Here is a 26,079-nt window from a genome sequence, read left to right on the forward strand (position 1 = left end):
GCCCCTTGAGGAGCCGACGTGGAAGCACTGCACCAGAAAATCCGTGATGAAGGCATCGTTCTGTCCGAACAGGTGCTCAAGGTCGATGCGTTTCTCAACCATCAGATCGACCCGTTGCTGATGCAGCAGATCGGCGACGAATTCGCTCGTCTGTTCGCCAGCGAAGGTGTCACCAAGATCGTCACCATCGAAGCCTCGGGCATCGCCCCGGCGATCATGGCCGGGCTGAAACTTGGTGTGCCGGTGATTTTCGCGCGCAAGCACCAGTCCCTGACTCTCACGGAAAACCTGCTGTCGGCGACGGTCTACTCGTTCACCAAGCAAGTGGAAAGCACCGTGGCCATCTCGCCACGGCACCTGAGCAGCAGCGACCGCGTGCTGATCATCGATGACTTCCTGGCCAACGGTAAGGCGTCCCAGGCACTGATCTCGATCATCAAGCAGGCTGGCGCGACGGTGGTCGGCTTGGGGATCGTGATCGAGAAGTCGTTCCAGGGCGGCCGCGCCGAACTGGATGCCCAGGGGTATCGGGTGGAGTCGCTGGCGCGGGTGAAATCCCTGGCGGGTGGGGCGGTTACTTTCGTCGAATAAACGATCTTGCGCAGGGGAATTGCAGGAGCGAATTTTTTGTGGGCGCCAATTCTGTGGGAGCGAATTCGTTGGCTCTGTTTGCGTTACGTGTTGCGTACGAAGTATCGCGGATTTTGTGGGAGCGGATTTATCCGCGAAGAAGTCTGCACGATCATGACCTTTTCGCGGATGAATCCGCTCCCACTGTTATAGCTTGCCCACAGTTGGCGGCTTGTCTTATCTAATCCCCAACGCCTTCAGCCGCCGATACAAGGTCCGCTCGCTCAGCCCCAACTCCACCGCCAACTCACTGCGCGAGCCCTTGAACACTTCCAGGGCATGGGCCAACTGCTCCAGTTCGCTGCGTTTGCGTGGCCGCATCAGTGACGGTGCTTCGGCCTGCCCACGTACTTCGGCGGGCAGGTGCTCGGCGCGGATCAGCCCGTCATCGGCGAACAGGCGCGCGCGTTCGAGGATATTGCGCAGCTCGCGGATATTGCCCGGATAGGCATACAGGCACAGCAGATTCATGGCTTGCTCGTCGACCCGTGGCGGTGTGCCGGGAGCCAGGCGCTGCAGAAGGCTGTCGATCAGCAGGGGCAGGTCTTCGCTGCGTTCGCGCAAGGCGGGCAGGCGCACCGGGAAAGCGCTGATGCGGTAGTACAGGTCCTGGCGGAAGCTGCCCGCCGCGACCATCTCTTTGAGCGGTTTGTGGGTCGCCGCCACCAGGCGGAAATCCGAATGCACAGTGCGCAGGCTGCCCACCGGGCGGAAGCTGCCGGATTCAATCAGGCGCAGCAGCTTGACCTGCATCGCCAGCGGCACTTCGCCGATCTCATCGAGAAACAGCGTGCCGCCATGGGCCGCTTCGGCCAGGCCGATCTTGCGTTGCAAGGCGCCGGTAAAGGCCCCCTTCTCATAGCCGAACAGCTCACTCTCGAACAAAGACTCGGTCAGCCCGGTGCAATCCACCACCACCAACGGCCCGTTGGCCCGCGGGCTGCTGACATGCAGGGCGCGGGCAAACAACTCCTTGCCGGTGCCGGACTCGCCTTGCAGCAACACCGGAATCTGCGCCGGTGCCGCGCGTTGCAGAGCGATCAGCGCGTCGTTAAAGGCTGCCGATCGGCCAACCAGGATGTTTTTCTGCGGCTGCACCGAGGCGACGGTGACGCTGGTCAGGCGTTCGACATAGGCAAACACCTCGCCCCGGTCATCGAGGATCGGCCGCAGTTCCACGTCCACATGCTCCGGCCCGCGCGGTGTGTGATGGATATGCAGTACACGCTCCGGCGCCCCGGTTTCATGGGCTTTGCGCATCGGGCACAGCTCCCCGGCCTGATCGCAGGGCACCGCGTACTGATGCGAGACCCGATGGCACTTGGCACCGATATGCGGCTTGCCCTCGACCCCGAACTGGCGCTGGTAGGCGGTGTTGGCGGCGATGATGTTGTACTCGGTGTCGAGCACGATGGTCGGCAGGCCGTCGTGTTCGAGGTACGAAACCAGGGCCTGCATGTGGGGGGTGCGGGATGAAGGCATGGATACGTCACCATCTGGATATATGCGATCTTTTGTAGGAGCTGCCAATAGCTGCCAATGACTGCCATTTTGACTGCCAAAACTGGCAGGGCGGCCCTGCACAGCCTACCCAGATATTGACCTGTATCAAGCATTTATTGGACCTTTACGGGAATCAGACGCTTGGCACGCAAATTGACACTGACAGTGCACGACTGCCAGCTATGTTTCTGGCAAAAGTCCTGTTTGCGGAGCCTGCACATGATCATCAGCGAGACCCTGCACGTAGAAGCCCTGTTCGACCCGCACACCTGGACCATCAGTTATCTGGTCATGGATCGCAGCACCCGCCACTGCGCCCTGATCGACAGCGTGCTCGACTACGACCCGAAGTCCGGGCGCACCCGCACCGACACTGCCGATCAGCTGATTGCGAGGGTCAAGGCATTGGACGCCAAAGTGCAATGGATTCTGGAAACCCATGTGCACGCCGATCACCTGTCGGCAGCGGCCTACCTGAAGGAACAACTGGGGGCCAGGACGGCCATTGGCAGCCATATCACGGCGGTGCAGAAGGTGTTTGGCACGCTGTTCAACGCACCCGCCGATTTCGCCCGTGATGGCAGCCAGTTCGACCAGTTGTTCGAGGACGACGAGCGTTTCATGATCGGCTCGATCCAGGCTAGGGCCATGCATACCCCCGGCCATACCCCGGCCTGTATGACTTACGTGATCGAAACGGATGGCCAGACTCTGGCCTTTGTCGGCGACACCCTGTTCATGCCGGACTACGGCACCGCCCGCTGCGACTTCCCCGGCGCCAGTGCGCGCACGTTGTATCACTCGATCAAACGCATCCTCGCCCTGCCCGCCCAGGCCCGCCTGTTCATGTGCCACGACTACCTGCCCAACGGCCGCGAGTTGCAGTACATGACCACGGTCGACGAGCAGCGCATGAACAATATCCATGTGCATGAGGGCATCGACGAAGAAGCCTTCGTGCGCATGCGCGAAGCTCGGGACGCGACTCTGGAAATGCCGGTGCTGATCCTGCCTGCGGTGCAGATCAATATGCGCAGCGGCCATTTCCCGGAACCGGAAAGCGATGGCGTGAGCTATCTGAAAATCCCGCTCAATGTCCTCTGACTCAATCGGAATTGCTGCCATGCCTGAAGTTGCTTCTACCCACGCCATGGGCGAACGCCATCACCAGATCCTGATCATCGGCGGCGGTGCGGCCGGTATCGCCACGGCGTCGAGCCTGATGGCCCGGGACGCCTCTCTGGATATCGCCATCATCGACCCTGCCGACGTGCACTACTACCAACCGGGCTGGACCCTGGTCGGCGCCGGGGTGTTTCGCCCGGAGTCCACGGCGCGCACCCTGGCCTCGCTGATCCCTCGTGGCGTGCAGTGGATCAAGGCTGCGGTGGCGGGTTTCTCCCCTGAAGCCAACGCTCTGACTCTGGATAACGGCCGCACGCTCAGCTACGAACAACTGGTGGTCTGCCCCGGCCTCAAGCTCGATTGGGCGGCTATAGACGGGCTGAGCGACACCCTCGGCGCCAACGGCGTGACCTCCAATTATCGCTATGACCTGGCGCCTTATACCTGGCAGCTGGTGCAGCAACTCAAGCAGGGTCGTGCGCTGTTCACCCAACCGCCGATGCCGATCAAGTGCGCCGGGGCGCCGCAGAAGGCGCTTTATCTGTCATGTGATCACTGGCTGCGTGCGGGGCTGTTGGGTCAGATCGACGCGCGCTTCTATAACGCGGGAGCGGTGCTGTTCGGCGTGGCTGACTATGTTCCGGCGCTGATGAGCTACATCGAGCGCTACGAGATCGATCTGCAATTCAGCCACCGCCTGGTCGCTGTCGACGGGCCGGGCAAGCGCGCGACTTTTGTCCGCAGCCTGGCCGATGGCAGCAGTGAGACGGTGGTTGAAGCCTTCGACATGCTGCATGTGGTGCCGCCTCAAGTGGCGCCGGACTTCATTCGTGGCAGTGCCCTGGCCGATGCGGCGGGTTGGGTCGAGGTCGATCCGGCGACCTTGCAACATCGTCGGTTCGCCAATATCCACAGCCTGGGCGATGTCGCCAATACCAGCAATGCCAAGACCGCTGCGGCCGCGCGCAAGCAGGCGCCGGTGGTGGCGAATAACCTGTTGGTGGCGCTGGGCCGCCGCAAGCGCCTGGCCCATTACGATGGTTACGGCTCCTGCCCGCTGACCGTGGCGCGGGGCAAGATCGTCCTGGCCGAGTTCACCTATGGCGGCAAGCTGGCGCCGAGTTTCCCGAGCTGGCTGCTCGACGGCCGCAAGCCGACTCGCCTGGCCTGGTGGCTCAAGGAGAGCATCCTGCCGCCGCTGTACTGGCGCGGCATGCTCAAGGGCCATGAATGGCTGGCTGAGCCGAAATTGCAACCGGTCGGGCCTGCTGCGCAATGAATGAACATCAATTGTTGGGCGGTGGGCTGGGTGCGCTGATCGGCATGGTCCTGGCCCTGACCGGTGCCGGTGGCGGCATTCTTGCGGTGCCGTTGTTGGTGTTCGGCCTCGGTCTGTCCATGGTCGAAGCGGCGCCCTTAGGTTTACTGGCCGTGGGCCTGGCGTCGGCGGTGGGTGCGTTGCTCGGCCTGCGCCAGGGCATCGTGCGTTATCGGGCGGCGGCCTATATCGCCGGGATTGGCGTGCTGTTCGCGCCCATGGGCCTGTGGCTCGCCCATCGCCTGCCCAATATGCCCCTGGCCCTGGGGTTTGCGGCAGTGATGGTTTACGCCTGCGGGCGGATCTTTATCAAGGCCTGGCGCGAACTCAAAACCGCCCAGCCTGCACCCCGCGCGGCTTTCTTGCCTTGTGTGCTCAACCCGTTGCAGGGCCGCCTGCGCTGGACCTTGCCGTGCTTTCGGGCGTTGGCCGTGACCGGTGCATTGTCGGGGCTGCTTTCCGGTTTGCTCGGGGTGGGCGGCGGCTTCGTGATTATTCCGGCTCTGACCCGCTACACCGATCTGGAGATGAAAAGCGTCATGGCGACGTCCCTGGCGGTGATTGCTCTGGTGTCTACCGGCAGCGTGGTGACTGCCAGTGTGGCCGGGGTGATGCACTGGGCCGTGGGCGCGCCTTTTGCTGTCGGCGCCGTGTTGGGGTTGATCGCGGGCAGGCAATTGACCCGGCACCTGGCCGGGCCGAGGCTGCAGCAGTTGTTTGCGGTGGTTGGGGTGATGGCGGCGATATTGATGGCGGGCAAGGCGCTGATGTAATCCTGTGGGACCGGCTTTAGCCGGGAATACGCTTTCCCGGCTAAAGCCGGTCCCACAGGAAATCGCTCCCTTCAGGCTTGTTTGGTGGCCTGCAGGCCCGCCAACAACAGCCGCTGATACAACTCTTCGCGCAAACCACGCGGCCTTTCGAGGTCCATGCGCTGCAAGTGCGCGGGAAAGGTTGTGGGGTCCGGGGCGTCGAGGGTGGCTTTGCCCAGTTCCAGCAGCTCGGTGAGTTTGAACTTGCTCTTGAGCCAGTTCAGGGCGCGCAACAGGTCTTTTTCTTCGGCGGAAAAATCGCTGCCCAAGGGGTATTCGAGGAACAACAGCGGATAACGTGACTGGATCTCCTGCAAGCGCTCGGGCGTATTGCGGGTAAAGCGCGGGTCGAGGACGAAATCCTTGGGCAGTTTGCCTGCCCGCTGTGCCTGTTCGATCAGGCCGCTCTGGAAGCGTGAGTCGGTGATATTGAGCAGCGTCTCGATGACCACAGCGTCGGTTTTCGCCCGCAGATCGGCGATGCCGTATTCGGTGATCACAATATCGCGCAGGTGTCGGGGAATGGTCACATGACCGTAGTCCCAGACGATATTGGAGGTCACTTCGCCGCCAGCCTCACGCCAGCTGCGCATGATCAGGACCGAGCGCGCGCCTTCGAGGGCGTGGGCCTGGGCGACAAAGTTGTACTGGCCGCCAACGCCGCTGAGCACCCGGCCATCTTCCAGCTGGTCGGACACCGCCGCGCCCATCAGGGTCATCTTGAACGTGCTGTTGATAAAGCGTGCATCGCGGCGTTGCAGGCGCTTGAGTTCTTCGTTGCCGTACAGCTCGTTGATATAGCTGATGGCGGTCATATTGAACTGCGCCAGCCGGTCCGAGGGCAGTTCGCGCAGGCGCGCGTAGAAACTCTGTGGGCCAAGGAAGAACCCGCCATGGATCAGGGTGCCGCCGTGCTGCTCGCTTTCGTCGAGCATGCCTTCGTTGGCTTGGCGCTGCAGATCGATATCGGCGTAGACCCGTCGTCGGATGATGCCGGCATCCGCCAACACCAGCAGGCCGTTGACGAACATTTCGCTGCAGCCATACAGGCCCATGCTAAAGGGCGCCAGGCCGCCTTCGCGTTCGATCAGAGGCAGCCAGTCGCTGACTTCCAGTTCGGCCAGCAGGCTGTGATAGCTGTCCTGATCGGCCTGGCGCGCAAGCAAGGCGGCGGTCAGGGCGTCGCCCATGGAGCCGATGCCAATCTGCAGCGTGCCACCGTCCCGCACCAGAGTGCTGGCGTGCAGGCCGATGAAGTGGTCCTGCGTGCCCACCGGCATGTTGGGCGTGGAGAACAGGGTGCTGCGCTCTTCGTCTTGCAGAATCAGGTCGAACGCTTCGATATCCAGTTCCGAGTCACCGGGCATGTAGGGCAAGTCTGCGTGCACCTGCCCCAGGAGCAGAATGGTTTCGCCCAAGGCGCGGCGCTTGGCTACCAGTTGCAGCAGGTCCAGGGTGACATCGGGGTTGCAGCTCAGGCTCAGGCGGTCGGGTTTTTGCTCATCCCGAGCGACCATCTGCGCGATCAGGTTGACGCCATTGGCGTTGATATCCCGGGCCGCATGGCTGTAGTTGCTGCTGACATAGCTCTGTTGCGCCTGGCTGCTGTGCAGCAGGTTGCCGGGTTGCATGAAGAATTGCTCGACCTGAATGTTGTCCGGCAGCTTGTCGACATGCAGATCGCTCAGGTATTGCAGCTCCGGGTAATCACCAAAGATGCGCGTCTGAAAGGGTTCGAGAAAGCGCGCAGGCAAGCCGTCACCCACCTTGGGCCGACCCAGGCTGAGGGCGGTGTAGATAGTCAGTTGGCGTTCGGGCAGCTGTTTGATCCGGGCGTACAGCGCGTTGACGAACCGATTCGGCTTGCCAAGGCCCAACGGCATTGCCATACGAATATGGGTCGGCAGTTGCGCAAGAACCTGATCGACGGCGTGTTCGATGGAACAGTACTGCGGCATCGGCTTTTTTCCCGGAACATCCTGGATGTTGAGGTTGGACCGGGGTGTGTAGGAAATTACTGCATTTGCTTTAAGGATTTAGCCGTGCGGTTCGGCGGGGGCTGGTGTAATCCGTTGGAGCGAGGCTCGCCCGCGAAAAGGACGCCGCGATATATCAGGCATATCGCGTCGAGACGTTCGCGAGCAAGACCGGCTCCAACAGGCGGCTTTTATGTGTGCCAGAAGGGTGTGTTTACAACCCGGACATCTTCTTGATCGCGCCCTTGAGCTCGTCATCGGAGCAATCGCCGCAGGTGCCTTTGGGCGGCATGGCGTTGATGCCGGTGATGGCCTTGGCCAGCAGGCCGTCGAGGCCGCCCTGTTCCTTGGCGCGCTTGCCCCAGTCAGCACCGTCGCCGATCTTCGGCGCGCCCAGCAGGCCAGTACTGTGGCAGGCAGTGCAATGCTTGGCGATCACGTCGTCGGGGGATTTTGCCCCGCCGCCAGCACCGGCCGATGCCGTCACGTTCATGCCGGCGCACTCCTTGCCCTGAATGCAGACCTGACCCACCGGCTCCAGTCGTTTGGCGATGTCATCGTTGGTAGCGGCCTGAGCGCCGAAGGCCCAAAAGGCCAGCACGGCAGTCGCTGCCAGAATCTTGTTAGTTAGGTCCACGCTTTACACCCTCATGGTGACTGATCACGCCCGCCGCCACGGTTTTAGCGGGCGGCAGAAGTATAGTCCCTCGCCTTTTGCTGCGAAACATCCCTAGTTAAAGAAGGGTTATTCGTCTGCGGCGGTGCGAATCAGCTTCCCATGCCGACAACCCACGTTCTGTGGGCCTTCGGCGGGTTTTTGCTTAGAAGTTGGCGGGCGTGGCTGCGCTGATTAGTCGCGCCGGGACGTCGAACGGATTGCGGAAACGGTGGGGTTTGGTGCTATCAAAGTAATAGCTGTCCCCCGCTTCGAGGATGTAGGTGTCCAGCCCGACCACCAGCTCCAGGCGGCCTTCGACCAGAATCCCGGTCTCTTCACCCTCGTGCACCAACATCTCGTCACCGGTATCGGCACCCGGCGGATAGATTTCGTTGAGGAAGGCGATGGCGCGGCTCGGGTGGGCCTTGCCGACCAGTTTCATGGTCACGGCACCGTCCGAGATATCGATCAGTTCGCTGGCCTTGTAGACGACCTGCGTGGGGTTTTCTTGTTCGAGCTCTTCGGAAAAGAACTCGACCATGGACATCGGGATACCGCCCAGCACTTTGCGCAGCGAACTGATCGAAGGGCTGACGCTGTTCTTCTCGATCATGGAGATAGTGCTGTTGGTCACGCCTGCGCGCTTGGCGAGCTCGCGTTGGGACAGGCCCCTGAGTTTACGAATGGATTGCAGTCGTTCACCGACGTCCAATACGGCAGCCCCCTTGATAGGTCTGGGATGGTCAGAAGTGCGCATGATGGCAACAGCGTTCAGTATTTACAACACCTGAACCGGCTGACGGCAAAGAGAGGGGACTAGCGGCCGCCAAGCGCAGGCGGCCGCCGCAGGAGGGTGCGCTGACGACCGCGCGTCAAGCCCCGGAATAGAGCCTTGGCACCCGGCGCAGGTTGCACAGGATTTGGTAGGCGATGGTTCCGGCGCGGGAAGCGACTTCACCGACCGGGACGTTGCGGCCCCACAATTCGACATCACTGCCGAGCCCGGCACGGGGCAGATGGGTCAGGTCGACGCAGAGCATGTCCATGGAGACCCGCCCGAGCAGTTGGCTCGGCTGGCCGTCGATCCATACAGGTGTACCGGTGGGGGCCTGGCGCGGATAACCGTCGGCATAACCCATGGCCACTACACCGATGCGGGTCGGCCGCTCGGTGACAAAGGCGCCACCATAGCCCACCGGCTCACCGGCAGGCAGCTCACGCACATTGATAATCTTCGATTCCAGGCTCATCACCGGTTGCAGGCGATCGGCCAGGGTTTGCGGCTGATCAAAGGGCGATGCGCCATACAGCATGATGCCGGGGCGTACCCAGTCGCTGGGGATCTGCGGCCAACCCAACACTGCCGGGGAGTTGCGCAGGCTGATTTCGGCGTTCAGGCCCTGGCGGGCGGCCTGGAAGATCGCTACCTGTTCATCGCTGCGCGAGCTGTCCAGCTCGTCGGCGCGGGCGAAGTGGCTCATCAGTACAATCTTGATGACATTGCCGCTTGCCTGCAGGCGTTGGTAGGCCGCTTGATATTCGTGAGGATGCAGACCGACGCGGTGCATGCCCGAGTCCAGCTTGAGCCAGACGGTGATCGGCTTGTGCAGCGCTGCCCGCTCGATGGCGTCGACCTGCCATGGCGAATGGGCCACGCACCAGAAGTCATGTTCGACGATCAGCGCCAGTTCATTGGCTTCGAAAAAGCCTTCCAGCAACAGGACCGGCGCACGGATACCGGCGGCGCGCAGTTCCAGCGCCTCTTCGATGCAGGCCACGGCAAAGCCATCGGCCTGGTCCTGCAAGGCTTGGGCAACCTTTACTGCGCCATGGCCGTAGGCATCGGCCTTGATTACAGCAAGGGCCTTGGCCCCGGTGCTTTCACGGGCGAGCTGATAGTTGTTACGCAGGGCTTGAAGATCGATAAGGGCGCGAGCTGGACGCATGACGGGATTCTGAATAAAGGGTGTAAGACGCCCGTTGGAGCGAGGCTTGCCCGCGAAGAGGCCGGTGCATTCGATATATTTTTCAAGTCTGAAAAATTGCCTTCGCGGGCAAGCCTCGCTCCAACGGTATAGGTAGGGCTTGTTACGGCAACGCCGCTACAACCGATAACTCAACCAGAATCTCCGGTTCGCACAGCTTGGCTTCCACGGTGGCCCGGGCAGGCGCCGAGCCTTTTGGCAGCCAGGTGTCCCAGACGCTGTTCATGCCGGCGAAATGCGCGTCGATGTCCTTGAGATAGATGGTCACCGACAGAATGCGGGTCTTGTCGGTACCGGCCAGGTCCAGCAGTCGCTCGATGTTGTTAAGCGTCTCCCGGGTCTGTTGCTCGATCCCGGCGGCCATGTCGTCGCCCACCTGGCCCGCCAGATATACGGTGCCGTTGTGCGTGACGAGCTGGCTCATGCGCTCATTAGTGAGCTGGCGCTGGATTGACATGTTTTGCGATCTCCTTGGAACTGCCATAGCGAGAAATATCGAGACCCGCGGCGCTGATTTGCGGGGTTTTGCGGGCGATCAGGTCAGCCAGCAAACGCCCGGAACCGCAGGCCATGGTCCAGCCAAGGGTGCCGTGGCCGGTGTTCAGGAATAGATTACGGAACGGTGTGGCACCGACAATCGGTGTGCCGTCCGGAGTGGTCGGGCGCAGGCCGGTCCAGAAATCAGCCTGAGTCAGATCACCGCCCTGAGGATAGAGGTCGCCGACGATCATCTCCAGCGTTTCACGTCGACGCGGATTGAGCGACAGGTCAAAACCGGCGATTTCCGCCATGCCGCCGACGCGGATGCGGTTGTCGAAACGGGTGATCGCGACCTTGTAGGTCTCGTCGAGAATGGTCGAAGTCGGGGCCATGGCCGGGTTGGTGATCGGCACGGTCAGGGAATAGCCCTTGAGCGGGTAGACCGGGGCCTTGATACCCAGCGGCTTGAGCAGTTGCGGCGAATAGCTGCCCAGGGCCAGAACGTAGCGGTCTGCGGTTTCCAGCTTGCCGTCGATCCATACGCCATTGATGCGATCACCGGCGAAGTCGAGGCGTTCGATGGACTGGTTGTAGCGAAATTCCACACCCAGCTCTGCGGCCATGTCCGCCAGACGAGTGGTGAACAACTGGCAGTCGCCGGTCTGATCGTTGGGCAGGCGCAGGGCGCCAGCGAGGATATTGGTGACCCCGGCCAACGCCGGTTCGACCCGGGCAATACCGTCGCGGTCGAGCAGTTCATAAGGCACGCCGGACTGTTCGAGGACGGCGATGTCCTTGGCGGCATTGTCCAGTTGCGCCTGGGTGCGGAACAGCTGGGTGGTGCCCAGGGTGCGGCCCTCGTAGGCGATTCCGGTTTCGGCGCGCAGTTCGTCGAGGCAGTCACGGCTGTACTCGGACAGGCGCACCATGCGTTCTTTATTCACCGCATAACGGCTGGCGGTGCAGTTGCGCAGCATTTGCGCCATCCACAGGTACTGATCGATATCCGCCGTGGCTTTGATTGCCAGGGGCGCGTGGCGTTGCAGCAGCCATTTGATCGCCTTGAGCGGCACGCCCGGCGCAGCCCAGGGCGAAGCGTAGCCCGGCGATACCTGGCCTGCGTTGGCAAAACTGGTCTCCATGGCGGCGGCCGGCTGACGATCAACCACCGTCACCTCGAAACCGGCTCGTGCCAGATAGTAAGCACTGGTGGTGCCAATGACGCCGCTGCCGAGGACCAGAACGCGCATGTTGAATACTCCGTCGCGGATATCCGCTGAAGATGTGCAAATGTAAGCAAGGATGTGCTCAGTATAAAAAGCATTGGGCAGTGCTTTTCACTATATAAAGACCTATATTCAACGGGAATTCCCGGTAACAGGGCCTTTGGCAGAGAGGAGCTTTTCCATGCGCACCCAGCACCAGTCAAAACGTGAACTGGACAAGATCGATCGCAGCATCCTGCGCATCCTGCAGGCCGATGGCCGGATCTCTTTCACTGAGCTTGGCGAGCGCGTCGGGCTGTCTACCACGCCCTGTACAGAGCGGGTCCGGCGTCTGGAACGCGAAGGCATCATCATGGGCTACAACGCCCGCCTCAACCCGCAGAGCCTCAAGGCCAGCCTGCTGGTGTTCGTCGAGATCAGCCTGGACTACAAGTCCGGCGACACCTTCGAAGAATTTCGCCGCGCCGTGCTGAAACTGCCCCATGTGCTTGAATGCCACCTGGTCTCGGGGGACTTCGATTATCTGGTCAAGGCGCGCATCTCGGAGATGGCCTCCTACCGCAAACTGCTGGGCGACATCCTGCTCAAGCTGCCCCACGTGCGTGAGTCCAAGAGCTATATCGTGATGGAAGAGGTGAAAGAGAGTCTGAATCTGCCGATTCCGGAGTGATGTTCAGGGGATCGTCAGTGCAATGGAGGGCTGGGTGCACAGATACAGATGCGAACCGCTGACCGCTGCCAGGCCGAGCCGGTATGTCCCTTTATAGCCGGTCAGATCGAGCGCCGATTCAAAGCCTGCATCGGCAAGGCCGGGATGCTTGAAGACGGTCGCTACATCCGGGCGCTGTTCCGGGGCGGTCGATATAAGTGTTCTTATGCCATTGGCGTCCGTGAGCGTCAGCAGTGTCTGCTCGAACAAGGTGCCGTCGTCTGTAGAGCGTGCCAGCCATCCTCTGAGATACAGCGCGCGCTGCGCATTAATACTGGCAGGCAGCGGCGATATGCCATTTGCCACATCAACGCTCGCCAGGCATGGCAGTTCAATCTCGTCTTGCACGACTGGAGTGACCACCGGGTTGTAACGGGGCGGCCTGGTCGATACTGCGTCGATAGGCAGGATCGCCCAGGTCGCCGCAAAGGCAGGTTTTATGTAACCCGGCATTTTGGAGGTGAGCATGATGGATTCAACGGCTTCGCCCTTAAAATCAAAGCCGTCGAGAAGCGGGGAAATCCAGATGCCGCTCCCGGCGTTCAACAGGTTGAGTCGATATTGGCGAACATCACCCGACATCATTCGGTAGCTGATCTCTACCACGCTGCCACGAAACAGCAGATTCTTGAGTTTGCCCAGCGCAGTGAATTCAAATTTCGGCAACAGCTTGATAACGCCAGTGGCATGCTGCGGGACCGGGTACCACTTGCCGAGCTCCATGGAGGTCGTAGACAGCTGCGTCAGCGCATAATTTGTCACACTGGCGTTGGCTTTGAGCAAGGCCACCGGTGTTGCGTTACGTCCGTTGGCCAGCCCTGCGACATGGTAGTTGAGCAGGATAGTGCTGGAGGTGAGCGGGTCTTCGTTGAGGGTGTATTTGCTATCGAATCCGTCGAACACATTGCAATCAGCATTCCGGCAGTTAACTCCCGCAGTCCAGAGTACGAATGCCGGGCGCTCGGCGGTTTCAAAGAAGTGTTGGTTTCTGACATCCAGTGCGGGGGTCAGAGTCATGTAGTTTTGAAAGATAGGGCGGTGGTGGTAATTCAATTCGTTAGCCAGCAGATATTCGTTGTTGTAGGGGTAAACATCTATGCTTGAATGATTAATCTCTTGAATGATGCTGCTATCCAGCTTGAATGAAGCATACGCCTGTTGCATTCTATCGGCATAAGAGATTTTGAAATCTATCGGAGGGGCGATTTTATTGAGCAGCCTTGCGCCTGGAAAGCCTGGTACCGCTGCCAGATAAAAAAGGCAGGCTGTTACGATAAGGAATAAACCACGTCCCAGTTTGCTTCTGTCAAACAGCATCAGCAGGCTAAGTGCGGCTACAGGACTTACATAATATGAGAGATAATGGTCCGTGCGACTGAAACCTAATTTGAAAAGCAATAAAAGCATGAAATTCATGGGTAGCAACAGCACACGTCGATTCAACAGGAGAAATACGTTGAAACCCAACCAGATAATGCCGATGGCCTGGAAGCTTCGTTTTGAGTTGATGACATCGTAAGTCATGTCGACCGAATTGCCGAAGCTCAGTTGATGGTTGATTTTTATATAGTCAACAAGGCTTGAGGCGTTGTTGAAGATCAGCAGGCCCAGCAAAACATACCCTGTCAGGATCCCGGCATAGAAGGCGAGGATCGCCCATGATCTCCTGTGGCCGAGAAAGCAGGAAAGCCAATACAGGGTCAAGGTCGCCATGCCGATCAGGCCAAAAAAGAACCTGATGTAAAAGCACAGGCTGACCAGGCAGCCGAGCACGAACCATGAGCGGTGGCCAAGGCTGAGTGGCGCGTGTCGCGAGTGCTCGAGATAAGCGATCAAGGTCAGTGGCCACACCATGAACGTGGCGCTGAATATCAGGCCATCAAAAAACAGGGCGCAGGGAATGGCGAAAAGTATCACGGCCCTGGCTCGATAGCTCAGCGAAAACATGATTGACCAGAACAACGCATTCAATGCGCTGAGTGTAACGAGTGTGACCAAGTAGCTATAAATATTATAAGGCGTAATGCGCTGGCCGGTCAGCCAATACAATGGGCCATAACTGAACAACACATCTCGCTGCCCAAACAGGGTTTCATTGGTGATGTTTATCCATTGCTCGACGTTGTCAGTTGTATTGCCCGCATCAGGCACACGTATGGAAGTAAGTGCCAGAATAAATGTCAAGGCGAACACGCTTGATTCATTGCGGTGGCGTGCGATGAAATCACGATATCTGATATGGGCCTTTTCAAGGGTTTGGGAAACAGATAGTTGCCTGGTTTTCAGCACGTCGCATGCGCCCCGATAAGCAATAAGTCTTACTCAACTCATGCCGGTTCAGGCAATGGAATACTTGATGCTCGGTCCTTTGATCTTGGTGTTAATCCGGCGTTACATCATCAGCGCCAGAATCTGACTGTGTCGCAAGTAAAGCATCGCAATCAGGTCTGTGCCAGCAGCCAGTTTACTAAACCAACACCTGGCGGGTACTGGCAATGTATTCATGCACTTGTTTTTCCACGCGCGGATGAATCATCTCAGCCGGGCGCCGCCCGTTCGGGCATGGCAGCCTCGGCGTGGTGCCGAACAGCCGGCAGATCAACGGGCGTTCGTCGTACACCGTGCAGCCGTTGGGGCCCAGGTGCACACAGTTCAGCTCGTTGAGGGCGGCTTCCTGTTCGGCGGCGGTCTTGCGTGGCAGGCGCGACATTTCTTCTGATGAAGTGGTGACCGGGCCGCAGCAGTCATGGCAGCCGGGGACGCATTCGAAGGAAGGGATTTGTTGGCGCAACGAGCGGATTGTCTGGCTGTTACAGCTCATTGCAGGGTTTTTTCCTGTGTCGAGATCATTACTTCTGCGTTAGAGCGAGGCTTGCCCGCGAATTGCGCGGCACGGTCAATCAGGCACACAACGCCGAGGCCTTCGCGGGCAAGCCTCGCTCCAACGGGGGGTGTGTGCAATTTTGCATCAGATCCCCGCGCGATGACAGCGCCGCCTTGCCCGTCGATCGACTCGCGGCCTATTCTCCGTAAAGTTTTTCACACAGCCTTGCGGATAAATCTATGCAGCACACCGCCTCTTACTATGCCGCCAGCAGCCGCGAACAACCTGTATATCCGACTCTGCAAGGCGAGTGGGTCGCTGATGTCTGTGTGGTCGGCGGCGGCTTTTCCGGGCTGAACACGGCCATTGAACTTGCTGAGCGCGGGCTGAAGGTGGTGTTGCTGGAGGCGCACCGCATGGGCTGGGGCGCCAGTGGGCGCAATGGCGGGCAGTTGATTCGCGGCGTGGGTCATGGTCTGGAGCAGTTCGCGCCGGTTATTGGCAGCGAGGGGGTGCGCCAGCTCAAACTCATGGGGCTTGAGGCGGTGGAGATCGTTCGCCAGCGAATCGAACGTTACGGCATCGACTGCGACCTGACCTGGGGCTACTGCGATCTGGCCAACAAGCCTGCCCACCTGGCCGGTTTCGAGAAGGATGCCGCAGAGCTGCGTGAGCTTGGCTATCGCCATGAGTTGCGCCTGGTACAACCGCAGGACATACACAGTGTGGTCGGCTCGGACCGGTATGTCGGCGGCATGATCGACATGGGCTCCGGGCACCTGCATCCGTTGAATCTGGCCCAAGGGGAAGCGGCGGTGGCGCAGACACTCGGCGTGCGCTTATTTGAACAATCAGCGGTCACACGCATCGACTATGGGCCCGAGGTGAACGTCCATACCGCCCACGGCAACGTGCGGGCAAAGACCCTGGTGCTGGCCTGCAATGCCTATATCAACGGCTTGAATCCACAGCTAAGTGGCAAGGTGCTGCCTGCGGGCAGCTACATTATTGCTACCGAGCCCCTGAGTGAGGCGTTGGCCAGGGAGATTTCGCCGCAAAATCTGGCGTTGTGCGATCAACGGGTTACGGTGGATTACTACCGGTTGTCTGCTGATAGGCGCCTGCTGTTCGGCGGTGCCTGCCATTATTCAGGGCGCGACCCGCAGGATATCGCTGCGTATATGCAGCCCAAGATGCTCAAGGTGTTCGCGCAGCTGGCCGGGACCAGGATCGACTATCAATGGGGGGGGATGATTGGCATCGGTGCCAACCGGCTGCCGCAGATCGGGCGGCTCAAGGATCAGCCTAATGTCTTCTACGCCCAGGCTTACGCAGGCCATGGCCTGAATGCCACGCACTTGGCGGGCAGGTTGTTGGGCGAAGCCATCGCCGGACAGCACGGCGATGGCTTCGAGTTATTTGCCAGGGTGCCGCATATCACTTTCCCCGGCGGCCAGCATTTGCGTTCGCCACTGCTGGCGCTGGGTATGCTCTGGCATCGCCTCAAAGAGCTGGCCTGAGCCCTTCTTCAATCACGCCAGAACGGTTTCAGTCCTTCTGCCCTGGCCTGTTCGGTCGTGATACCGATGTCATGCAACTGTTCGGTTGTCAGCTTAAGCAGGGTCTTGCGTGACATCCAGCGGTGACGATACAGCGCCCAGCGGTTCAAGTTTGGCGGGCAGGACAGTTTCGCCCCGATCCCCTCGCTCAATTCTTGGCTGTAAAGCGCCAGACGCACATCGCTTAACCCGTTCATCTCCCTGCCTCCAATCACTGTGTGGTGTGGCTCTATGATGGTCGGGTAAGCAAAACCATTACAGATTCAAACAAAGCTATTTATTTGCATACAGTCAGGTTGTTTCAGCGGCTGAATGCTGTATTTTTGCGCTATCTGTATGGTCCTGTGTCCTATAGCGAGATTACTCATGACGCTTTACGTCAATCTTGCCGAATTGCTCGGCGCGCGCATTGAAAACGGCTTTTACCGCCCCGGCGACCGCCTGCCTTCCGTGCGCGCCTTGAGCATGGAGCACGGCGTGAGCCTCAGCACCGTGCAGCAGGCTTACCGCTTGCTTGAAGACAACGGCCTTGCGGCGCCCAAGCCGAAATCGGGTTATTTCGTGCCCGCCAGTCGTAAGGCGCCGGCCCTGCCCGCCGTAGGACGCCCGGCGCAGCGACCTGTGGATATTTCCCAGTGGGACCAGGTCCTGGAGCTGATCAGGGCCAAGCTCGATATCAATGTGATCCAGTTGGGGCGTGGCATGCCGGATGTCAGCAGCCCGACCCTGCGGCCGCTGTTGCGTGCCCTGGGCAAGATCAGCCGGCATCACGATATGCCTGGCCTGTATTACGACAATATCTACGGCACCCAGGCCCTGCGCGATCAGATTGCCCGGCTGATGCTGGACTCGGGCTGCCGGGTCAATGCCGCCGAACTGGTGGTGACCACGGGCTGCCATGAGGCGTTGTCCGCCAGCATCCGTGCGATTTGCGATCCGGGAGATATCGTTGCCGTAGATTCGCCGAGCTTTTTTGGCGCCATGCAGACCCTTAAGGGCCTGGGCATGAAGGCTCTGGAGATTCCCACCGACCCCATCACCGGTATCAGCCTCGAAGCACTGGAGCTGGCGTTGGAGCAGTGGCCGATCAAAGCCATACAGTTAACCCCCAATTGCAATAACCCGTTGGGCTACATCATGCCGGAGGCGCGCAAGAAGGCCTTGCTGACTCTGGCTCAGCGCTATGACGTCGCCGTTATCGAAGACGATGTGTATGGCGATCTGTCCTACACCTACCCACGACCACGCACCATCAAGTCCTTCGATGTCGATGGCCGCGTGTTGCTCTGCAGTTCCTTCTCCAAGACCCTCGCCCCCGGCCTGCGCATCGGCTGGGTTGCACCGGGGCGCTACCTGGAGCGGGTGTTGCACATGAAATACATCGGCACGGGTTCTACCGCGACCCAGCCGCAAATGGCCATTGCCGAGTTTCTCCAGGCGGGTCATTACAAGCCGCATCTGCGCCGTATGCGCAGCCAGTACCAGCGTGGTCGCGACCAGATGATCGACTGGATCACTCGTTACTTTCCGGCAGGCACTCGGGTCAGTCGGCCGCAGGGTGGCTTTATGATGTGGGTGGAGCTGGCGGATGATTTCGATACGCTGCGTCTGAACCGCGCGCTACTGGATCAGGGCGTACAGGTGGCGGTGGGCAGTATTTTTTCGGCGTCCGGCAAATACCGCAATTGCCTGCGCATGAATTACTCGGCAAAACCCACCAGCGAAGTGGAGAATGCCGTGCGCAAGGTCGGTGTCGCTATCAGCGAGTTGATGACACAAACCGACTGAATGACAGACGTTGGCGAATTTTCAGCCAGCGACAAGGCGTAACTTTTGCCTGATATCAGCGTCATATCGCCAGGATCTGTATTGCGGATGATTTCTTTGAGAAGCCAATGGGCGCTGCCCCTGTCGTTTGTGCTTTGCCTGGGCGGCTGTGCCCAGTTGCCGACGCCGGACCGGCCAAGCCAGGCGCTGCCGCCAGCGGACTCGGCCTTTGGCCGCTCGATTCAGGCCATGGCGGCGCCCCACGGCGGGCGCTCGGGTTTCCGCTTGCTGTCCAACAGCACCGAGGCCTTTATGGCTCGCGCCGAGTTGATCCGCAACGCCAAGAGCAGTCTCGATCTGCAGTACTACATCGTTCACGACGGCTTGAGTACGCGGGCTCTGGTTGACGAGTTGCTCAAGGCCGCAGACCGTGGCGTGCGGGTGCGCATCCTGCTCGACGACACCACCAGCGACGGTCTGGACTCGGTCATTGCTACCCTGGCGGCCCATCCGAATATCCAGATCCGCCTGTTCAACCCTCAGGAACTGGGACGCGAAACCGGCGTGACGCGCAATGTCGGACGTCTACTCAATCTGTCCCGCCAGCATCGGCGCATGCACAACAAACTATGGTTGGCCGACAGCAGCGTGGCGATTGTCGGCGGGCGTAACCTGGGCGACGAGTATTTCGATGCCGAGCCGAACCTCAATTTCACCGATATCGATCTGCTCAGCGTCGGTCCGGTGGCCGAGCAGCTTGGGCACAGTTTCGACCAGTACTGGAACAGTGCCCTGAGCAAGCCCATCGGCGATTTCATCTACTTCCTGCCAACGGTGGCTGATCTGGCCGAGGGGCGTCGGGAGCTGCAGATTTCGCTTGAACAATCCCATCTGCAGCACAAGGCGCTGTATGAGCGGCTGATGGCCTACAAGACGCAGCCGCACCTGCGGACCTGGTTCAATGAGCTGATCTGGGCCTGGAATCAGGCGTTGTGGGACGCTCCGAGCAAGGTGCTGGCCCGCGACGAACCTGATCCGCAGCTGCTGCTGACCAGTCAGCTGGCGCCGGAGCTCAAGGGCGTCCATCAGGAATTGATGCTGATTTCCGCGTACTTCGTGCCCGGCCAGGAAGGGTTGCTGTACCTGACCGGCCGCGCCGATGCCGGTGTTGCCGTCAGCCTGTTGACCAACTCCCTGGAAGCCACTGATGTGCCCGCCGTGCACGGCGGCTATGTGCCGTATCGCAAGGCCCTGCTGGCCCACGGGGTGAAGCTCTTCGAACTGCGCCGTCAGCCCGGCGATACCCATGGCGGCAGCGGCCCGCACCTGTTCAAGAAAGGCTCGTTCCGTGGCTCCGAATCCAGCCTGCACAGCAAGGCGATGATCTTTGATCGCGAAAAGGCCTTTGTCGGCTCATTCAACTTCGACCCGCGCTCAGTACTGTGGAATACCGAAGTCGGCGTACTGGTCTACAGCCCGGAATTAACCGAGAAACTACGTGAGCTAGCGTTGCAGGGCATGGCCCCGGCGCTGAGCTACCAGCCCCGGCTGGAGGGCGGCGAGGTGGTGTGGGTAACCGAGGACAACGGCAAGCTGCACACCCTGCACAAAGAGCCTGGCAGCCTGTGGCGGCGCTTCAATGCCTGGCTCAGTGGGGCGGTAGGGCTGGAGAAGATGTTGTAGCGCGCCCGGAACGTGGGAGCGTGGCTTGCCCGCGAAGAAGCCGGTACATCCAATACAACTGTTGCGTCTGGAATAGCGCTTTCGCGGGCAACCCACGCTCCTGCGACCTCAGGCGGTTACCGGTTCTACATTTCCAAACGCATGCCGCTGCCTTGCCAGTATCACCAACCCCAACGCCCCCGCCGCCATCAGCAACGGCAGCGCCTGGCCGCTGATCCACTGGCTGCCCGCGCCTGCGGCAAGCGGCCCGAGCAGGCAGCCGATACCCCACAGTTGGGCGATATGAGCATTGGCGCGCACGAGGGCATCATCGCGATAACGCTCGCCAATCAAAATCAGCGACAACGTGAACAAACCGCCCGCGCTGGCACCGAATAACACCCAAAGAGGCCAGATCAGTGGCGTCTGCACTAACAATGGAATCATCAGGCTCGACAGCAGCAGAGCCAGTGCGCAGCCGGAAAACAGGGTGCGCCGGGAAATGCGGTCGGCCAGTGCACCAATGGGCAATTGCAGCAGCGCATCGCCCACGACCACGGTACTGACCATCGCCAGCGCGACCTGTGGAGTGAAGCCTTGGCGCAGGCAATAGACCGGCAGCAGGGTCAGAATCATCGCCTCGAAAGCAGCGAAAAGCGCCACCGCCCAGGCAATCGCCGGCAGCCCCTTACAGAAGCCGAAGAGATCGCCGAAGGTGACATGGGTGTTTTCCGTGCCGGGAGCGCCGCTGCGACCGAGCAGCAACAGCGGTGAAATAGTCAGCAAGGCGACGCCGATCCAGAAGCCATAGTCGGTGTCGGTGCCCATGACGCTCAGGAGCAAGGGCCCGGCCAGTTGGCTGAGGGCATAGCTGCTGCCATACAGCGCCACCAGTCGCCCGCGCCATTGCTCGACCACTAACTGGTTGATCCAGCTTTCGCCGAGGATGAACACGATGGTCAGGATCACCCCCAGCATCAGGCGCAGTCCCAACCAGATCGGGTAATACGGCAACAGGGCCAGCAGGCCGACGGACAGGCCGCCAGCCCACAGACAGGCACGCATCAGGTTGGCGGTGCCAAAGCGTGCAGCCAGCTTGCTGGCCAGCCCCGCGCCGAGCAGGACGCCGATGGCGGGCATCGCTGCCATTACGCCAATGGCGAAAGGCCCATAACCCCAGGCCTCAAGACGCAACGACACCAATGGCATGCTCACGCCCAGTGCCAGCCCCACGCTCAATACCGAGGCCAGCACCGCAAAATAGCTTGCCCAACGCATGCCTTACTCCATAGCGGACCGTTACAGCTTGATCCAGGTTGCCTTCAACTCGGTGTATTTGTCGAAGGCATGCAGGGACTTGTCGCGACCGTTGCCCGACTGCTTGAAGCCGCCGAAGGGTGCCGTCATGTCGCCGCCATCGTACTGGTTGACCCATACGCTACCGGCGCGCAGGGCCTTGGCGGTCAGGTGGGCCTTGGACAGGTCGGCAGTCCACACTGCCGCAGCCAGGCCGTACGGCGTGTCGTTGGCGATGCTGATGGCTTCTTCGGCGCTGTCGAAAGTCAGTACCGACAGTACCGGGCCAAAAATCTCTTCCTGGGCGATCTTCATGGCATTGCTGACGCCGTCGAAAATCGTCGGCTCGACATAGGTACCGCCGGTTTCCTGCAGGATGCGCTTGCCGCCCGCGACCAGTTTGGCGCCGTCGGCGTGGCCGGCTTCGATATAGCCCAGCACAGTGTTCATTTGCTGAGTGTCGACCAATGCGCCGACAGTGGTGGCCGGATCCAGCGGGTTACCCGGCTTCCAGGCTTTCAGTGCCTCGATCACCATGGGCAGGAATTTATCCTTGATCGAACGCTCGACCAGCAGGCGCGAACCGGCGGTGCAGACTTCGCCCTGGTTGAAGGCAATGGCACTGGCGGCGGATTCGGCGGCGGCCTGCAGGTCCGGGGCATCGGCGAAGACGATATTCGGGCTCTTGCCACCGGCTTCGAGCCAGACGCGCTTCATGTTCGATTCGCCGGAATACACCAACAGTTGCTTGGCGATTTTGGTCGAGCCGGTGAAGACCACGGTGTCGACGTCCATATGCAGGGCCAGAGCCTTGCCGACGGTATGACCGTAGCCAGGCAGCACGTTGAGCACCCCGGCAGGAATCCCGGCTTCGATTGCCAGTTGGGCGATGCGGATGGCCGTCAGTGGCGATTTTTCCGACGGTTTGAGCACCACCGAGTTACCGCTGGACAGGGCCGGGCCCAGTTTCCAGCTGGCCATCAGCAGCGGGAAGTTCCACGGCACGATGGCGGCGACGACGCCGATAGGCTCACGGGTGACGAGGCCCAGTTGGTTGTGTGGCGTGGCGGCGACTTCGTCGTACAACTTGTCGATGGCCTCGCCGCTCCAGGCCAGGGCATTGGCGGCGCCGGGGATATCGATACCCAGGGAGTCGCTGATGGGCTTGCCCATGTCGAGGGTTTCGAGCAGGGCCAGTTCTTCGAGATTCTGTTTGAGCAGGCCTGCAAAGCGGATCATGGTCGCCTTGCGTTTGGCCGGGGCCAGGCGCGACCAGACGCCGGAGTCGAAGGTGCGGCGGGCGCTTTCGACAGCGCGTTGCGCATCGGCGGCATCACAGCTGACGACCTTGGCCAGCAGGCGGCCATCGACCGGGCTGATACAGTCGAACGTGGCGTTGTCAGCGGCGGCGGTGTACTCGCCATGGATGAAGGCACGGCCTTCGATCTGCAATTCCCGGGCGCGTTTTTCCCAGTCAGCCTGAGTCAAAGTGGTCATCCGAACGTCCTCCTGTTGGTGTTTAGATATGCATCCAGCGGTGCAAGCGTACTCACCACCCTAAACCAGGGGTTGGGCAAATTCCAATATATTTGACAGATGTTGCCTGGATCAGGCTGTGATGTTCGATTTATTCAACGGCCTTCTCCGGCTCGCCGAGGCACTAATGCCCGGTGGCCTCGTCAAAGGTCCATGTGCTTACGGCAGAGGAATCAAACGATGGATATCGAAGCGATTGTCGACTTCAGCAAGCCGGGTATCGCCCCCGAGCATTACCGGCCCTCGCCTGAAAAAATCTTCAAGGGGGACCCCCAGCAAACCGTTTATAACCACTACAACAGCCCCTGCGGCCAATTCAATGCAGGCGTCTGGGAAGGTGAGGTCGGGCAGTGGCGGGTCAATTACACCGAGCATGAATATTGCGAGATCGTGCAGGGTGTGTCGGTCCTCAGGGATGAAGCCGGCGGCGCCAAGACCTTGCGCGCGGGGGACCGTTTCGTGATCCCCGCGGGGTTCAAGGGCACTTGGGAAGTGCTTGAAGCGTGCCGCAAGATCTACGTTGTGTTTGAGGCAAAGCCGCAGTAGCGGTGTTTCAAAGCCAATAAAAAAGGCCCGAATCTTTCGAAGCGGGCCTCTTTTATAGAAGAAAAATCAATTACTTGATTTTGGCTTCTTTGTAGATCACGTGCTTACGTGCTACCGGATCGAATTTTTTGATTTCGATTTTGTCCGGAGTAGTACGTTTGTTCTTGTCGGTGGTGTAGAAGTGACCGGTGTTAGCAGTCGACACCAAACGGATCAATTCACGCATGACGTTCTCCCTTAGATTTTGCCGTCGCGACGGAGTTCAGCGAGCACTACAGTGATGCCACGCTTGTCGATGATACGCATGCCTTTAGCAGATACGCGCAGACGAACAAAACGTTTCTCTTCTTCAACCCAGAAGCGGTGATGCTGCAGGTTTGGCAGGAAACGACGACGGGTTTTGTTGTTTGCGTGGGAAATGTTATTCCCGGTTACCGGACCCTTACCGGTAACTTGACATACTCTCGACATGCCTCAGCCCTCTAAAACCACATGCCCAACCCGGCATGGGTTGGCCGCTTAATCTCTCAGTCATTTGGCGCCAGGCGCCGCGTTTCTTTAAGGGTCTTACCGGCTACACCTACAGTGAAGGAACCGGGCCCCTAGAAAAGAGCGCTGCTTTATACCAGAAAGGCTTTTGACCTACAACAATCATCCCCGATTAGTTTTCTGTCAGGGCCCCGATGAGCCGGGATAGACAGGCCCGCAGGGGATAATGGCTAACTGACCATTCGTCGCACGGTAACGATTGTTATGGGTCGGCGCATGGTCTAGGGTTAGCTCCTCACCAGACTGCGCGAGCAGATGGGGCCCTTTCTGAACAGGAATATCGCCATGCGTCTCGCCGTATTACCGTTTTTATTCGCCCCGCTGCTGGCCCAGGCAGCCACCACCTTGAGCGTCTGCACCGAGGCCAGCCCTGAAGGTTTCGATGTGGTGCAGTATAACTCGCTGACCACCACCAACGCCTCGGCGGATGTGCTGATGAACCGTCTGGTGGAGTTCGATGCCAAGAGCGGCAAGCTGGTGCCGAGCCTGGCCCAAAGCTGGACGGTATCGGCGGATGGTCTCACTTACGACTTCAAATTGCGCCCGGATGTGAAGTTTCATCATACCGATTACTTCACGCCGAGCCGCGGGCTGACTGCTGACGACGTGGTGTTCAGCTTCCAGCGCATGCTCGACCCGGCCAACCCGTGGCACAAAGTCGCTCAGAGCGGCTTCCCCCATGCCCAGTCGATGCAGTTGCCTGCATTGATCAAGACGATCGAGGCACCTGACGCCCATTCCGTGCGTTTTGTCCTTGACCACCCTGATTCGACTTTCCTGGCGACCCTGAGCATGGGCTTCGCTTCTATTTATTCGGCTGAATACACCGCCCAGTTGCTCAAGGCCGGTACGCCGGAGAAGCTCAACAGCCAACCGATCGGCACTGGGCCGTTCATCTTCAAGCGCTTCCAGAAAGATGCCGTGGTGCGTTATGAAGCCAATCCGGAGTACTTCGGCGGCAAGCCGGGCGTCGACGCGCTGGTGTATGCCATTACCCCTGACGCCAACGTGCGCCTGCAGCGGATTCGCCAGAACGAGTGCCAGATCGCCCTGTCGCCCAAGCCGCTGGATGTCGAAGCCGCAAGCAAGGATGCGGCGCTGAAGGTCGAGAAGAACGAGGCGTTCATGACGGCATTTGTCGCGATCAACAGTCAGCACCCGCCGCTGGACAAGCCCGAAGTGCGTCAGGCCATCAATCTGGCTTTTGACAAGAGCAACTACCTGAAGGCGGTCTTCGAGGGTACGGCCACCGCCGCCAACGGTCCTTATCCGCCCAATACCTGGAGCTACGCCAAGGACCTGCCGGGCTATCAGCATGATGTCGCCAAAGCCAAGGCGCTGCTGGCCAAGGCCGGGCTGCCGGATGGCTTCAAGACCACCATCTGGACCCGCCCGTCGGGCAGCCTGCTCAACCCCAACCCCAGCCTGGGCGCACAGCTGTTGCAGGCTGACCTGAAAGCCGTCGGCATCACTGCCGAAATCAAAGTGATCGAATGGGGCGAGCTGATTCGTCGCGCCAAGGCGGGTGAGCATGACCTGCTGTTCATGGGCTGGGCGGGCGACAACGGCGACCCGGACAACTTCCTGACGCCGCAGTTTTCCTGCGCCGCAGTCAAATCCGGGACCAACTTTGCCCGCTATTGCGACGAAGGCCTGGACAAGCTGATCAGCGCGGGCAAAGCCACCGCCGATCAGGCACAGCGCAGCAAGCTGTACTACCAGGCCCAGGCGCAGATCCAGCAACAGGCCCTGTGGCTGCCACTGGCGCACCCGACGGCGGCGACCCTGACGCGCAAGAATGTCAGCGGCTATGAAGTCAGCCCGTTTGGGCGGCAGGATTTTTCCAAGGTGACCGTTAAATAAGTCGCGCCAGTTTTGCGTGGACAAATTGTGGGAGCGAACTCATTCGCGAAAGCGG

General features: G+C 60.0%; 24 protein-coding genes. 10 read left to right on the forward strand and 14 right to left on the reverse strand.

Features of this window, described 5'->3' with window-relative positions:
- Positions 1-18 precede the first annotated feature (18 nt).
- On the forward strand, positions 19-591 hold the full coding sequence (gene xpt / locus M2401_RS08000; protein WP_259101328.1) for a xanthine phosphoribosyltransferase: 573 nt from the start codon (positions 19-21) through the stop codon (positions 589-591).
- Positions 592-807: 216 nt separating this feature from the next.
- Here the strand turns inward: xpt and M2401_RS08005 are convergent, their stop codons facing one another.
- On the reverse strand, positions 808-2,112 hold the full coding sequence (locus M2401_RS08005) for a sigma-54-dependent Fis family transcriptional regulator (RefSeq protein WP_259101330.1): 1,305 nt from the start codon (positions 2,110-2,112) through the stop codon (positions 808-810).
- Positions 2,113-2,352: 240 nt separating this feature from the next.
- Here M2401_RS08005 and M2401_RS08010 point away from each other — a divergent pair, with 240 nt between their 5' ends.
- The 3 genes from M2401_RS08010 to M2401_RS08020 are packed head-to-tail and all read left to right on the forward strand — an operon-like array spanning position 2,353 to position 5,349.
- The gene (locus tag M2401_RS08010) at positions 2,353-3,237 is read left to right on the forward strand and encodes an MBL fold metallo-hydrolase (RefSeq protein ID WP_259101331.1); all 885 of its coding nucleotides are present in this window, start codon (positions 2,353-2,355) and stop codon (positions 3,235-3,237) included.
- Positions 3,238-3,283: 46 nt separating this feature from the next.
- A complete protein-coding gene (locus M2401_RS08015) occupies positions 3,284-4,537 on the forward strand; it encodes an FAD/NAD(P)-binding oxidoreductase (RefSeq protein ID WP_259101700.1) in 1,254 nt (417 codons plus the stop codon).
- Positions 4,534-5,349, forward strand: coding sequence for a sulfite exporter TauE/SafE family protein (locus M2401_RS08020; protein WP_259101333.1), 816 nt, complete (start codon positions 4,534-4,536; stop codon positions 5,347-5,349). Before M2401_RS08015 ends, M2401_RS08020 begins: the two co-directional genes overlap by 4 nt.
- 71 nt (positions 5,350-5,420) lie before the next feature.
- Here the strand turns inward: M2401_RS08020 and M2401_RS08025 are convergent, their stop codons facing one another.
- The 6 genes from M2401_RS08025 to dadA all read right to left on the reverse strand — a co-directional run bounded on the left by M2401_RS08025 (position 5,421) and on the right by dadA (position 11,737).
- Positions 5,421-7,346 carry an acetyl-CoA hydrolase/transferase C-terminal domain-containing protein gene (locus tag M2401_RS08025; RefSeq protein ID WP_259101334.1) on the reverse strand — a complete coding sequence of 642 codons (1,926 nt, stop codon included), beginning with the start codon at positions 7,344-7,346 and terminating at the stop codon, positions 5,421-5,423.
- 232 nt (positions 7,347-7,578) lie between these two features.
- Complete coding sequence (locus M2401_RS08030; RefSeq protein WP_259101336.1) at positions 7,579-8,001, reverse strand: cytochrome c5 family protein; 423 nt, start codon at positions 7,999-8,001, stop codon at positions 7,579-7,581.
- Positions 8,002-8,185: 184 nt separating this feature from the next.
- Positions 8,186-8,734, reverse strand: coding sequence for a cupin domain-containing protein (locus M2401_RS08035; protein ID WP_259101703.1), 549 nt, complete (start codon positions 8,732-8,734; stop codon positions 8,186-8,188).
- A gap of 160 nt (positions 8,735-8,894) precedes the next feature.
- Complete coding sequence (alr, locus tag M2401_RS08040; RefSeq protein WP_259101337.1) at positions 8,895-9,968, reverse strand: alanine racemase; 1,074 nt, start codon at positions 9,966-9,968, stop codon at positions 8,895-8,897.
- A gap of 142 nt (positions 9,969-10,110) precedes the next feature.
- Positions 10,111-10,464 carry a RidA family protein gene (locus tag M2401_RS08045; RefSeq protein ID WP_259101338.1) on the reverse strand — a complete coding sequence of 118 codons (354 nt, stop codon included), beginning with the start codon at positions 10,462-10,464 and terminating at the stop codon, positions 10,111-10,113.
- On the reverse strand, positions 10,439-11,737 hold the full coding sequence (gene dadA / locus M2401_RS08050; RefSeq protein WP_259101340.1) for a D-amino acid dehydrogenase: 1,299 nt from the start codon (positions 11,735-11,737) through the stop codon (positions 10,439-10,441). Before dadA ends, M2401_RS08045 begins: the two co-directional genes overlap by 26 nt.
- A gap of 157 nt (positions 11,738-11,894) precedes the next feature.
- On the opposite strand from dadA, the gene M2401_RS08055 reads away from it, so the two are divergent.
- On the forward strand, positions 11,895-12,383 hold the full coding sequence (locus tag M2401_RS08055; protein ID WP_259101343.1) for an Lrp/AsnC ligand binding domain-containing protein: 489 nt from the start codon (positions 11,895-11,897) through the stop codon (positions 12,381-12,383).
- Positions 12,384-12,386: 3 nt separating this feature from the next.
- Here M2401_RS08055 and M2401_RS08060 read toward each other — a convergent pair whose 3' ends face one another.
- The gene (locus M2401_RS08060; protein ID WP_259101346.1) at positions 12,387-14,711 is read right to left on the reverse strand and encodes a hypothetical protein; all 2,325 of its coding nucleotides are present in this window, start codon (positions 14,709-14,711) and stop codon (positions 12,387-12,389) included.
- A 178-nt stretch (positions 14,712-14,889) separates the two neighbouring features.
- The gene (locus tag M2401_RS08065; protein ID WP_259101348.1) at positions 14,890-15,243 is read right to left on the reverse strand and encodes a YkgJ family cysteine cluster protein; all 354 of its coding nucleotides are present in this window, start codon (positions 15,241-15,243) and stop codon (positions 14,890-14,892) included.
- A 242-nt stretch (positions 15,244-15,485) separates the two neighbouring features.
- Here M2401_RS08065 and M2401_RS08070 point away from each other — a divergent pair, with 242 nt between their 5' ends.
- Positions 15,486-16,766, forward strand: coding sequence for an FAD-binding oxidoreductase (locus M2401_RS08070; protein WP_259101351.1), 1,281 nt, complete (start codon positions 15,486-15,488; stop codon positions 16,764-16,766).
- A gap of 8 nt (positions 16,767-16,774) precedes the next feature.
- Here the strand turns inward: M2401_RS08070 and M2401_RS08075 are convergent, their stop codons facing one another.
- Entirely contained in the window at positions 16,775-17,002 is a 228-nt protein-coding gene (locus M2401_RS08075; RefSeq protein WP_259101354.1) for a DUF1127 domain-containing protein, read from the reverse strand.
- Between the two features lie 169 nt (positions 17,003-17,171).
- Between M2401_RS08075 and M2401_RS08080 the strand changes: the two genes are divergently transcribed.
- Positions 17,172-18,593, forward strand: a complete 1,422-nt coding sequence (locus M2401_RS08080; protein WP_259101356.1) for a PLP-dependent aminotransferase family protein — start codon at positions 17,172-17,174, stop codon at positions 18,591-18,593.
- 96 nt (positions 18,594-18,689) lie between these two features.
- Entirely contained in the window at positions 18,690-20,255 is a 1,566-nt protein-coding gene (locus M2401_RS08085) for a phospholipase D family protein (protein WP_259101705.1), read from the forward strand.
- 108 nt (positions 20,256-20,363) lie between these two features.
- Here M2401_RS08085 and M2401_RS08090 read toward each other — a convergent pair whose 3' ends face one another.
- Together M2401_RS08090 and M2401_RS08095 are read right to left on the reverse strand one after the other, a co-directional pair.
- Entirely contained in the window at positions 20,364-21,512 is a 1,149-nt protein-coding gene (locus M2401_RS08090; protein WP_259101359.1) for an MFS transporter, read from the reverse strand.
- A gap of 21 nt (positions 21,513-21,533) precedes the next feature.
- Positions 21,534-23,027, reverse strand: a complete 1,494-nt coding sequence (locus M2401_RS08095) for an aldehyde dehydrogenase (protein WP_259101361.1) — start codon at positions 23,025-23,027, stop codon at positions 21,534-21,536.
- Positions 23,028-23,246: 219 nt separating this feature from the next.
- Here M2401_RS08095 and M2401_RS08100 point away from each other — a divergent pair, with 219 nt between their 5' ends.
- Positions 23,247-23,612, forward strand: a complete 366-nt coding sequence (locus M2401_RS08100) for a cupin domain-containing protein (RefSeq protein WP_259101363.1) — start codon at positions 23,247-23,249, stop codon at positions 23,610-23,612.
- A 70-nt stretch (positions 23,613-23,682) separates the two neighbouring features.
- On the opposite strand, the gene rpmG is transcribed toward M2401_RS08100, so the two are convergent.
- Both rpmG and rpmB read right to left on the reverse strand, forming a co-directional pair.
- Positions 23,683-23,838 carry a 50S ribosomal protein L33 gene (gene rpmG, locus M2401_RS08105; protein WP_062379766.1) on the reverse strand — a complete coding sequence of 52 codons (156 nt, stop codon included), beginning with the start codon at positions 23,836-23,838 and terminating at the stop codon, positions 23,683-23,685.
- Between the two features lie 11 nt (positions 23,839-23,849).
- Positions 23,850-24,083, reverse strand: coding sequence for a 50S ribosomal protein L28 (gene rpmB, locus M2401_RS08110; RefSeq protein WP_007920377.1), 234 nt, complete (start codon positions 24,081-24,083; stop codon positions 23,850-23,852).
- Positions 24,084-24,446: 363 nt separating this feature from the next.
- Here rpmB and M2401_RS08115 point away from each other — a divergent pair, with 363 nt between their 5' ends.
- Positions 24,447-26,024 carry an ABC transporter substrate-binding protein gene (locus M2401_RS08115; RefSeq protein ID WP_259101367.1) on the forward strand — a complete coding sequence of 526 codons (1,578 nt, stop codon included), beginning with the start codon at positions 24,447-24,449 and terminating at the stop codon, positions 26,022-26,024.
- Positions 26,025-26,079: the final 55 nt, after the last annotated feature.

Source organism: Pseudomonas sp. JUb42 (assembly GCF_024807945.1).
Lineage (GTDB): Bacteria > Pseudomonadota > Gammaproteobacteria > Pseudomonadales > Pseudomonadaceae > Aquipseudomonas.

What these genes read in the sequence shown, in the direction of transcription:
- M2401_RS08005 (WP_259101330.1), bottom strand. Translation starts at nt 2,112, where the DNA reads ATGCCTTCATCCCGCACCCCCCACATGCAGGCCCTGGTTTCGTACCTC.
- M2401_RS08010 (WP_259101331.1), top strand. Translation starts at nt 2,353, where the DNA reads ATGATCATCAGCGAGACCCTGCACGTAGAAGCCCTGTTCGACCCGCAC.
- M2401_RS08015 (WP_259101700.1), top strand. Translation starts at nt 3,284, where the DNA reads ATGGGCGAACGCCATCACCAGATCCTGATCATCGGCGGCGGTGCGGCC.
- M2401_RS08020 (WP_259101333.1), top strand. Translation starts at nt 4,534, where the DNA reads ATGAATGAACATCAATTGTTGGGCGGTGGGCTGGGTGCGCTGATCGGC.
- M2401_RS08025 (WP_259101334.1), bottom strand. Translation starts at nt 7,346, where the DNA reads ATGCCGCAGTACTGTTCCATCGAACACGCCGTCGATCAGGTTCTTGCG.
- alr (WP_259101337.1), bottom strand. Translation starts at nt 9,968, where the DNA reads ATGCGTCCAGCTCGCGCCCTTATCGATCTTCAAGCCCTGCGTAACAAC.
- M2401_RS08045 (WP_259101338.1), bottom strand. Translation starts at nt 10,464, where the DNA reads ATGTCAATCCAGCGCCAGCTCACTAATGAGCGCATGAGCCAGCTCGTC.
- dadA (WP_259101340.1), bottom strand. Translation starts at nt 11,737, where the DNA reads ATGCGCGTTCTGGTCCTCGGCAGCGGCGTCATTGGCACCACCAGTGCT.
- M2401_RS08055 (WP_259101343.1), top strand. Translation starts at nt 11,895, where the DNA reads ATGCGCACCCAGCACCAGTCAAAACGTGAACTGGACAAGATCGATCGC.
- M2401_RS08065 (WP_259101348.1), bottom strand. Translation starts at nt 15,243, where the DNA reads ATGAGCTGTAACAGCCAGACAATCCGCTCGTTGCGCCAACAAATCCCT.
- M2401_RS08070 (WP_259101351.1), top strand. Translation starts at nt 15,486, where the DNA reads ATGCAGCACACCGCCTCTTACTATGCCGCCAGCAGCCGCGAACAACCT.
- M2401_RS08075 (WP_259101354.1), bottom strand. Translation starts at nt 17,002, where the DNA reads ATGAACGGGTTAAGCGATGTGCGTCTGGCGCTTTACAGCCAAGAATTG.
- M2401_RS08080 (WP_259101356.1), top strand. Translation starts at nt 17,172, where the DNA reads ATGACGCTTTACGTCAATCTTGCCGAATTGCTCGGCGCGCGCATTGAA.
- M2401_RS08090 (WP_259101359.1), bottom strand. Translation starts at nt 21,512, where the DNA reads ATGCGTTGGGCAAGCTATTTTGCGGTGCTGGCCTCGGTATTGAGCGTG.
- M2401_RS08095 (WP_259101361.1), bottom strand. Translation starts at nt 23,027, where the DNA reads ATGACCACTTTGACTCAGGCTGACTGGGAAAAACGCGCCCGGGAATTG.
- M2401_RS08100 (WP_259101363.1), top strand. Translation starts at nt 23,247, where the DNA reads ATGGATATCGAAGCGATTGTCGACTTCAGCAAGCCGGGTATCGCCCCC.
- rpmG (WP_062379766.1), bottom strand. Translation starts at nt 23,838, where the DNA reads ATGCGTGAATTGATCCGTTTGGTGTCGACTGCTAACACCGGTCACTTC.
- rpmB (WP_007920377.1), bottom strand. Translation starts at nt 24,083, where the DNA reads ATGTCGAGAGTATGTCAAGTTACCGGTAAGGGTCCGGTAACCGGGAAT.
- M2401_RS08115 (WP_259101367.1), top strand. Translation starts at nt 24,447, where the DNA reads ATGCGTCTCGCCGTATTACCGTTTTTATTCGCCCCGCTGCTGGCCCAG.